7 protein-coding genes are annotated in these 6,976 nt (G+C 64.6%); 5 read left to right on the forward strand and 2 right to left on the reverse strand.

The window, feature by feature from the left end; translation table 11 throughout:
- Nucleotides 1–4: 4 nt before the first annotated feature.
- The 5 genes from PHP91_RS11410 (at nt 5) to PHP91_RS11430 (ending at nt 5,231) form a co-directional block, all read left to right on the forward strand.
- Complete coding sequence (locus tag PHP91_RS11410; RefSeq protein ID WP_300140624.1) at nt 5–571, forward strand: 4Fe-4S dicluster domain-containing protein; 567 nt, start codon at nt 5–7, stop codon at nt 569–571.
- On the forward strand, nt 568–1,521 hold the full coding sequence (locus PHP91_RS11415; RefSeq protein ID WP_300140625.1) for a CoB--CoM heterodisulfide reductase iron-sulfur subunit B family protein: 954 nt from the start codon (nt 568–570) through the stop codon (nt 1,519–1,521). Before PHP91_RS11410 ends, PHP91_RS11415 begins: the two co-directional genes overlap by 4 nt.
- On the forward strand, nt 1,514–2,416 hold the full coding sequence (locus PHP91_RS11420; protein ID WP_300140627.1) for a universal stress protein: 903 nt from the start codon (nt 1,514–1,516) through the stop codon (nt 2,414–2,416). Before PHP91_RS11415 ends, PHP91_RS11420 begins: the two co-directional genes overlap by 8 nt.
- Before the next feature lie 102 nt (nt 2,417–2,518).
- Entirely contained in the window at nt 2,519–3,817 is a 1,299-nt protein-coding gene (locus tag PHP91_RS11425; RefSeq protein ID WP_300140629.1) for a (Fe-S)-binding protein, read from the forward strand.
- A 94-nt stretch (nt 3,818–3,911) separates the two neighbouring features.
- Entirely contained in the window at nt 3,912–5,231 is a 1,320-nt protein-coding gene (locus PHP91_RS11430; protein WP_300140631.1) for a (Fe-S)-binding protein, read from the forward strand.
- A 56-nt stretch (nt 5,232–5,287) separates the two neighbouring features.
- Here PHP91_RS11430 and PHP91_RS11435 read toward each other — a convergent pair whose 3' ends face one another.
- Together PHP91_RS11435 and PHP91_RS11440 are read right to left on the reverse strand one after the other, a co-directional pair.
- Nucleotides 5,288–5,920 (reverse strand): TetR/AcrR family transcriptional regulator, encoded by a 633-nt coding sequence (locus tag PHP91_RS11435; RefSeq protein ID WP_300140633.1) that lies wholly within the window; start codon nt 5,918–5,920, stop codon nt 5,288–5,290.
- Nucleotides 5,921–6,216: 296 nt separating this feature from the next.
- Entirely contained in the window at nt 6,217–6,564 is a 348-nt protein-coding gene (locus tag PHP91_RS11440; RefSeq protein ID WP_300140635.1) for a cupin domain-containing protein, read from the reverse strand.
- Nucleotides 6,565–6,976: the final 412 nt, after the last annotated feature.

Below are 6,976 nucleotides of genomic sequence, written 5' to 3' on the forward strand. Positions count from 1 at the left end.
CGCCATGAGCGAAGCTGTCCGACCCACGTGGAGCCCCAAGGAGGACGAATACGGCCCGGTGCTCGCCCGGCTGAAGGAGGAGGTCGCGGCCTGCATGCAGTGCGGGACCTGCACGGCGTCCTGCCCCAACGGGTTCGCCATGGACATCACGCCGCGCACCATGTGGCGGATGATCCAGTTCGGCATGGTGGACGCCATCTTCGACAGCCACACCTACTGGATGTGCTCGTCCTGCTACACCTGCACCCTGCGCTGCCCGCGCGGCCTCAAGCTGACCTCGGCCATGGCCTCGCTCAAGCGGCTGGCCATGCTCACCCGCGAGGGACGCCGCGAAGGCGCGTTCTACCGGGCCTTCATGGACAACGTGGAGTCCCACGGCCGGGTCCAGGAGATGGGCATGATGAGCGGCTATTTCCTGAAGCGCATGGACAACCCCGCCCTGCCGCTCCGCTACCTGCCCCTGGGCCTGCGGCTGCTCGGCAAGGGCAAGGTCCACCTGCCCGGCGGCGGCCAGGGCCGGATTCTCGGCCCCATGTTCGCCAAGGCGCGGGAAATGGAGGCAATGCCATGAGTTACGCATACTACCCCGGCTGTTCGCTCACCGAGAGCGCCGTCGAGTTCGACGTCTCCGCCAGGGCGGTCATGGCCCACCTCGGGCTGGAGCTTGCCGAGATTCCGGACTGGACCTGCTGCGGCGCCAGCGCGGCCGAGCCCGTGAGCAAGCTGCTCAACTACGCCCTGCCCGCGCGCAACCTGGCCATCGCCGAGAAGGAGATGGGCGGCGCGGACGTGGTGGCCCCCTGCTCGGCCTGCTACCTCAACCTGCTCAAGGTCAACCGGGAGGTGACGCACGACCGCCACCTCCTGGCCAGGGTCAACGAGGTGCTGCTCGCCTCCGGCCTGACCTACTCGGGCTCGGTCAAGGTGCGGCACATCCTCGACGTCTTCCTCAACGACGTGGGCGCGAAGATCATCGCCCAACGGGTGAACAGGCCGCTCGGCGGACTGCGCGTCGCGCCCTATTACGGATGCCAGATTCTCCGCCCCTACCCGGTCTTCGACGACCCGAAGCGGCCGACATCCATGAACAGGATCATCGAGGGGCTCGGGGCGGAGGTCTACCCCTGGGAGCACGGCGACAAGTGCTGCGGAGCCTCGCTGATGATGGGTCACCCCGAGGTGGCCCTCCAGTCGGTAACGGACATCCTCAAGGCGGCGCGCCAGGCGGACGTCATCGTCACGGTCTGCCCGCTGTGCCAGATGAACCTGGAGGCCTATCAGGCCGAGGCGCGCAAGCTGGGAGCCCGGCCCGTGCCCATCCTCTACCTGACACAACTCATGGGGCTGGCCTTCGGGCTGGATGACGAGGCCCTGCTCCTGGAAAAGAACCTGACCGTATCCGCCCGGGCCCGGCGGCGTCTGGCCGAGGGCAGGCCCTCGGGGCCGGACCCGGGCATGGAAGGAGAAAAGACGGAGGAAACAAGGAAGGAAACCCCCAGCAAGGAGGAACGTCATGTTTAAGGACATCATCGTCGGCGTGACGCCGACCGGCATCGAGGATTGCGCGGTCCGGGCGGCCATGGAATTCGCCCGCAAGTTCGAGTCCAAGCTCTACCTGGTGCACGTGGCGGGCATGGCGCAGGGGTGGGGCTCCATCGAAACACTGGAGCCCTCGGGCGAGACCGCCCGCCTCAGGGAACGGATCGCCACCGATTACGGCCCGTTGCTCGCGGACATTCCCGATTCCCAGATCATCGTGGTGCCGGGCATTCCGCACAGCGAGATCCTGCGCCTGGCGCGCAAGAAGAACACGGACCTCATCGTCATGGGCCCGCACACCAGGGAATACGAGGAAACCCGCTCCCAGATGTGGGGCATGGCGGGCAGCACCCTGGAGCGCGTCAGCCAGAAGGCGCGCTGCCCGGTCATGATCGTGCACAAGGACGTGACCTGCAATGAGCCGCTCTTCTCCAGGATTCTGGTGGCCACCGACTTCTCGGAACAGGCCGAATGCGCCGTGAGCTACGGCGGCCAGATGGCCCGGCAGTACAAGGCGGCCCTGACCGTCATGCACGTGGCCGAGGGCGGCGCGGGCCACGGCGAGATCGTCGACCGCCTGCAAAACGAATACGGCAAGCGCCTGGACGGCATCTCCGCCTGCGGGTTCGAGGCCTGCAGCGGCAAGCCGTCCATGGAAATCCTGCGCATGGGCCAGCAGACCGGCGCGGACCTTATCATCATGGCGCACCACTCCCGGGAGCAGGACCCGGAAAAGGCGTTCCTCGGGTCCACCGTGACCCAGGTGGCGCTCAACGCCCACTGCCCGGCCATGAGCGTCAACCGCCACTTCGATCTGCGTTGCGGCCTGATGTACGACCAGGCCGGCAAGGTGGTCGAGGCCGAGGCCCTGGCCTAGGCCGGGGCCCACGGCGTTCCCCCCGGATGGACAACAGCGCTTCCGGGAGCCCCCCGGCTCCCGGAAGCCAACGCGGCGCACCGCCGCCGAAAGGAGCTGGCCATGGGCGAAGCAGCGGCGCTTCTCATTGAACCGAAGAAGTCGGCATTGGTGGAAAAGGTCAGGGAACTGCTGCCCGACGGCGGCAACCTGAACATGTGCCTCGCCTGCGGCGCGTGCGCCTCGGGCTGCCCGGCCACGGGCATGGAAGGCATGGACCCGCGCAAATTCCTGCGCCTGGCGGCCCTGGGCCAGGAGGAAGCCATCCGCTCCACCCCATGGGTCTGGCTGTGCACCATGTGCCGACGGTGCGTCCACGCCTGTCCCATGGAAGTGGACATTCCCCAGCTTGTCTACCACTGCCGCCAGTCCTGGCCGAGGGAGGAGCGGCCCAAGGGCATCCTCGGCTCCTGCGAAAAGGCCCTGTCCACGCCGGGCAACAGCGCCATGGGCGCGTCCAGCGAGGACTTCAGGTTCGTGGTCGAGGACGTCCTGGAGGAGGTCCGCGAGTCTCAGCCCGGCCAGGAGAACCTCCAGGTTTCCATTGACCGGCAGGGGGCCCACTACTTCCTGAACCAGAACTCGCGCGAGCCCGTGACCGAGCCGGACGAAATGGTCCCGCTCTGGAAGATCCTCAGCCTGGTCGGCGCGGACTGGACCTACGGCAGCGTGGGCTGGGCCGCCGAGAACTACTGCATGTTCCTGGCCGACGACGAGGCGTGGGAAACGGTTGTCCGCAACAAGGCCAAGGCGGTGGACGACCTGGGGTGCAAGGTCTGGCTCAACACGGAGTGAGGCCACGAGTTTTACGCGGTCCGGGCCGGACTGCAAAAGTTCAACGTGGAGCACGGTTTCGAGATGGAGAGCATCATCCGCCTGTACGCCCGCTGGATCCGGGAGGGAAAGCTCCCGGTGAACAGCGACTGGAACAAGGACCTGGGCGTGACCTTCACGGTCCAGGACCCCTGCCAGTTGGTGCGAAAGTCCCTGGGCGACCCCGTGGCCGAGGACCTGCGCTTCGTGGTCCGCTCGGTGGTGGGAGAGGAGCACTTCATCGACATGTGGCCCAACAAGTCCAACAATTACTGCTGCGGCGGTGGCGGCGGGTTCCTGCAATCCGGGTTCACCGACCACCGGCGCGAATACGGCAGCCTCAAGCTGGAACAGATACGGCGGACCGGGGCGGACTACTGCATCGCCCCGTGCCACAACTGCCATTCGCAGATTCACGACCTGAGCGAGCACTCCGGGGACCACTTCCCGGTGGTGCATCTATGGACACTGATCTGCCTGTCCCTCGGCATGTTGGGGGAGAATGAACGGGAGTATCTCGGAGAGGATTTGAAGAACGTCGGACTGTAGCCGGGACGCGGGACTCCTCCGTCCGTTCGACGAGCGGGCGGCCCCTGCCCCGGCCACACGGCCGAAGCAGCGGCTTGCCGCGGAGGAGTTGACCATGGTTATGGTGGAAACGAGGCCCATGGCCCCGGACGTGCGAGAATTCCTGGACAAGTACGACTTCAGCGCCTGCCTGGCCTGCGGAGCCTGCTCCGGCGGGTGCCCGGTCACGGGCACCCCCGGCATGGAGGCGTGGGACATCCGCAAGGTCATGCGCATGCTCTCCCTCGGCCTGGCGGACGAGGTAGCGGAGTCCGACTTCCCCTGGCTGTGCACCGGCTGCGGCCGGTGCGCCTACGCCTGCCCCATGAACATCGACATCCCGGCCGTCATGGCTCACATGAAGAGCCTACGCCCGCGCGCCCAGGTGCCCGGCACCCTGCACCAGGGCATGCAAAACAATGTGGACACCGGCAACAACCTGGCCATCGAAAAGGACGACTACCTGGAGGGCATGGCCGAGCTCGGCGCGGAGCTGGCCGAAGAGTGCCCCGGCTTTTACGTCCCGGTGGACAAGGAGGGCGCGAAAACCCTGTTCTTCCCCAATTCCAAGGAGGTCTACGGCGACTTCGAGGACCAGTTCTGGTGGTGGAAGGTCTTCTACGCCGCCCACGAGGACTGGACCGTACCCTCCGAGGGGTGGGAAGCCGTGGACTGGGCCCTGTTCACCGGCAATTACGAGGCCAACCGGTTCCTGGCCAAACGCAAGATCGACTATATGCAGCGGATCGGCATCGAGCGGATGATCATGCCCGACTGCGGCGGCGGGTCCTACGGCTGCCGCAAGGGCATGGAGACCTGCGTCCTGGAGGACCCGAACAACGCGGTCGGGTTCATCTACCTCTACGACTACCTCATCGAGATCATCCGCGAGGGGCGGATCAAGCTCGACAAGGCGGTCAACGCGGGCAAGCGGTTCACCTGGCACGACTCCTGTAAGCACGGCCGCGAGCTGGAGCGCCACTTCGGCAAGGGGTTCTACGAGGAACCGCGCTGGATCATCGGACAGTGCGCGGACGACTTTGTGGACATGACGCCAAGCCGGGGGTTGAACTACTGCTGCGGCGCGGGCGGCGGAATGTGGCCCCTGCCCTTCGACGACCAGTCCGCCCACCACGGCCGACGCAAGTTCGAGCAGATCAAACGCACGGGCGCGGACGTGGTCGTGGTCGGCTGCTCCAACTGCCGCGACCAGATCATGAAGCGCCTCCCCAAGTATTACACCGACTACAAGTACGAGGTGAAGTACATCTGGCAACTGGTGGCCGAGACCCTGGTCCTGGAGCCCTGGGGGGCGGCCATGGTGCACCGGGCCGAGGAGGAGGCGGCCACCCAATGGAAACGGTTCCGGGTCGATCTTTCGGCCACGGAATATTGAAGGGAGAAGCCCCCTGGAAATGAGTACGGAAAAGCCCGGCAGGCCGGGCTTTTCTACTATCCGAGCACGCCGAGCATGATCTGGTCCAGGGTCCGCTCAATGCGTTGCCACCCGCTTTCCGATTGCAGGTCCACACCGCCCAGGGACCGATGGATGCGCGACCGGACGGCCAGGAACGTCATCGCGCCGTGCATGAGCAGGACCAGAGCGGTCAAGTCGACCTCCTCGGGCGGGTCCTGCTCCATGAGCTCGAAGAACTCCAGGGCGGACTTCACGCGGACCTGTTCGAGGGCCTGGGTGAGATGATTCTTCTCCATGGCCTCCCAGGCCAATATCTCAAGGGTGTTGGGCCGAGCCAGAATGGCCTTGAAATGCCGTTTGAAGAAAAGGGACATCAGCGCATGGGGCGCCATCTTCCGGATGCGCTCCCGGTCTTCGCCGAGCAGTTCCTCCGCACTCGGCCAGAACTCCACTGTCCGCCCATAGGCGGCAACAAGTCCCTCCAGCCCGCCGAAATAGCGATAGATGAGCTTTTTGTCCACATCGGCCTCGCGGGCCACCAGGTTGACGCCAAGCCGCTTGAACCCGACGTCCGCCAGCACCTTGCCCACCGCTTTCACCAGCCGTTCCTTGGTGAGTTCCTTGTTGCGGATGGGCACCACCTTGGGCAGCACTTTCAATGTGGGCATATCCCTTGCTCCCTTTGTCCGAATCTTCCCATTCACCGCTACGCTTTTCAATGATTGTTGGACGGCATCAAGGCCGTTCCCGCGAGCGCGTCTGTTTTAAGTCGGTTGTTGTTGAGTGGCACATCGTTGCCGGTCCGGCCGACGGGAAGTCATGACGGCTTGCCGATCGCCGTTCCCTGCGCGACGGGATCGACAAACGTCTTCGGAACGAAACGCCCAATGGCCCGGCTCCGCGATGCGAAGCCGACATCAGAGGCGGCCGTGCGCCGAAGACCTCCCGGAACGGCGGAATCCGGCTAGAGTTCCGGTATTCCCTTGGGAATCAGGCAGACCAGGACAAGCGGCTCGTTCCCCGTATTCGCCACGTGGTGCTCCTCGTCGGGGGCGACATAGACCACGCTGCCGGGGCCAAGGGGCATTTTCTGGCCTTCCCTGACGATGTAGCCGGTTCCGGAATGATAAAATTGCTGGTGCTCCCAGGGATGGTGGTGAGGCGGAATCTGTGCGCCGGGCTGCAATTCGATGACCCTCATGCAGAAATTGACGTCGTCGTCCGCCGTTCCGATGACCACGCGGCCGGTGACGCCCGGACCGGCGACCTTCAGTTCCTTGGGCTCGACGTCGGTATACTGAATGACTTTCATGGCGAATCCTCCCATGCGCAAATTCGGATATTGGTTTGGCTACCCTGGCGGGATAAGCCGAATTCTCTGTTTAGCAACGTAGCACAAGTCATAACCGCAGGCCAGTCCGCACCTGTGAGGCTGCTCGGACAGCAACCAAACAAGGCTCATGAAGCGCGAAAGAACAAACCGTGGCGACAGAAGGCTGAAGTCCAGCTAAGCGCAACCGGAACAATCTGACTGGAGGCGCTTCAAACCCTCCTTTCCGAGAGGGCTGGCAAAGGGGCTGGTTTCCAAAGCGTCAGCCCTCTATCCCATTTCCTTTAGGGTTTAAAGCCATTTCTGGACGACTCCAGTTCCAACAGCCGCTAGGCGACTCTCCCTTAAAGGCGCAAAACCAGGCTTCCGGCCGAGAGGTACGGCTTGTCCAACA

This window comes from Pseudodesulfovibrio sp., from assembly GCF_028692895.1.
Taxonomy (GTDB): domain Bacteria; phylum Desulfobacterota; class Desulfovibrionia; order Desulfovibrionales; family Desulfovibrionaceae; genus Pseudodesulfovibrio.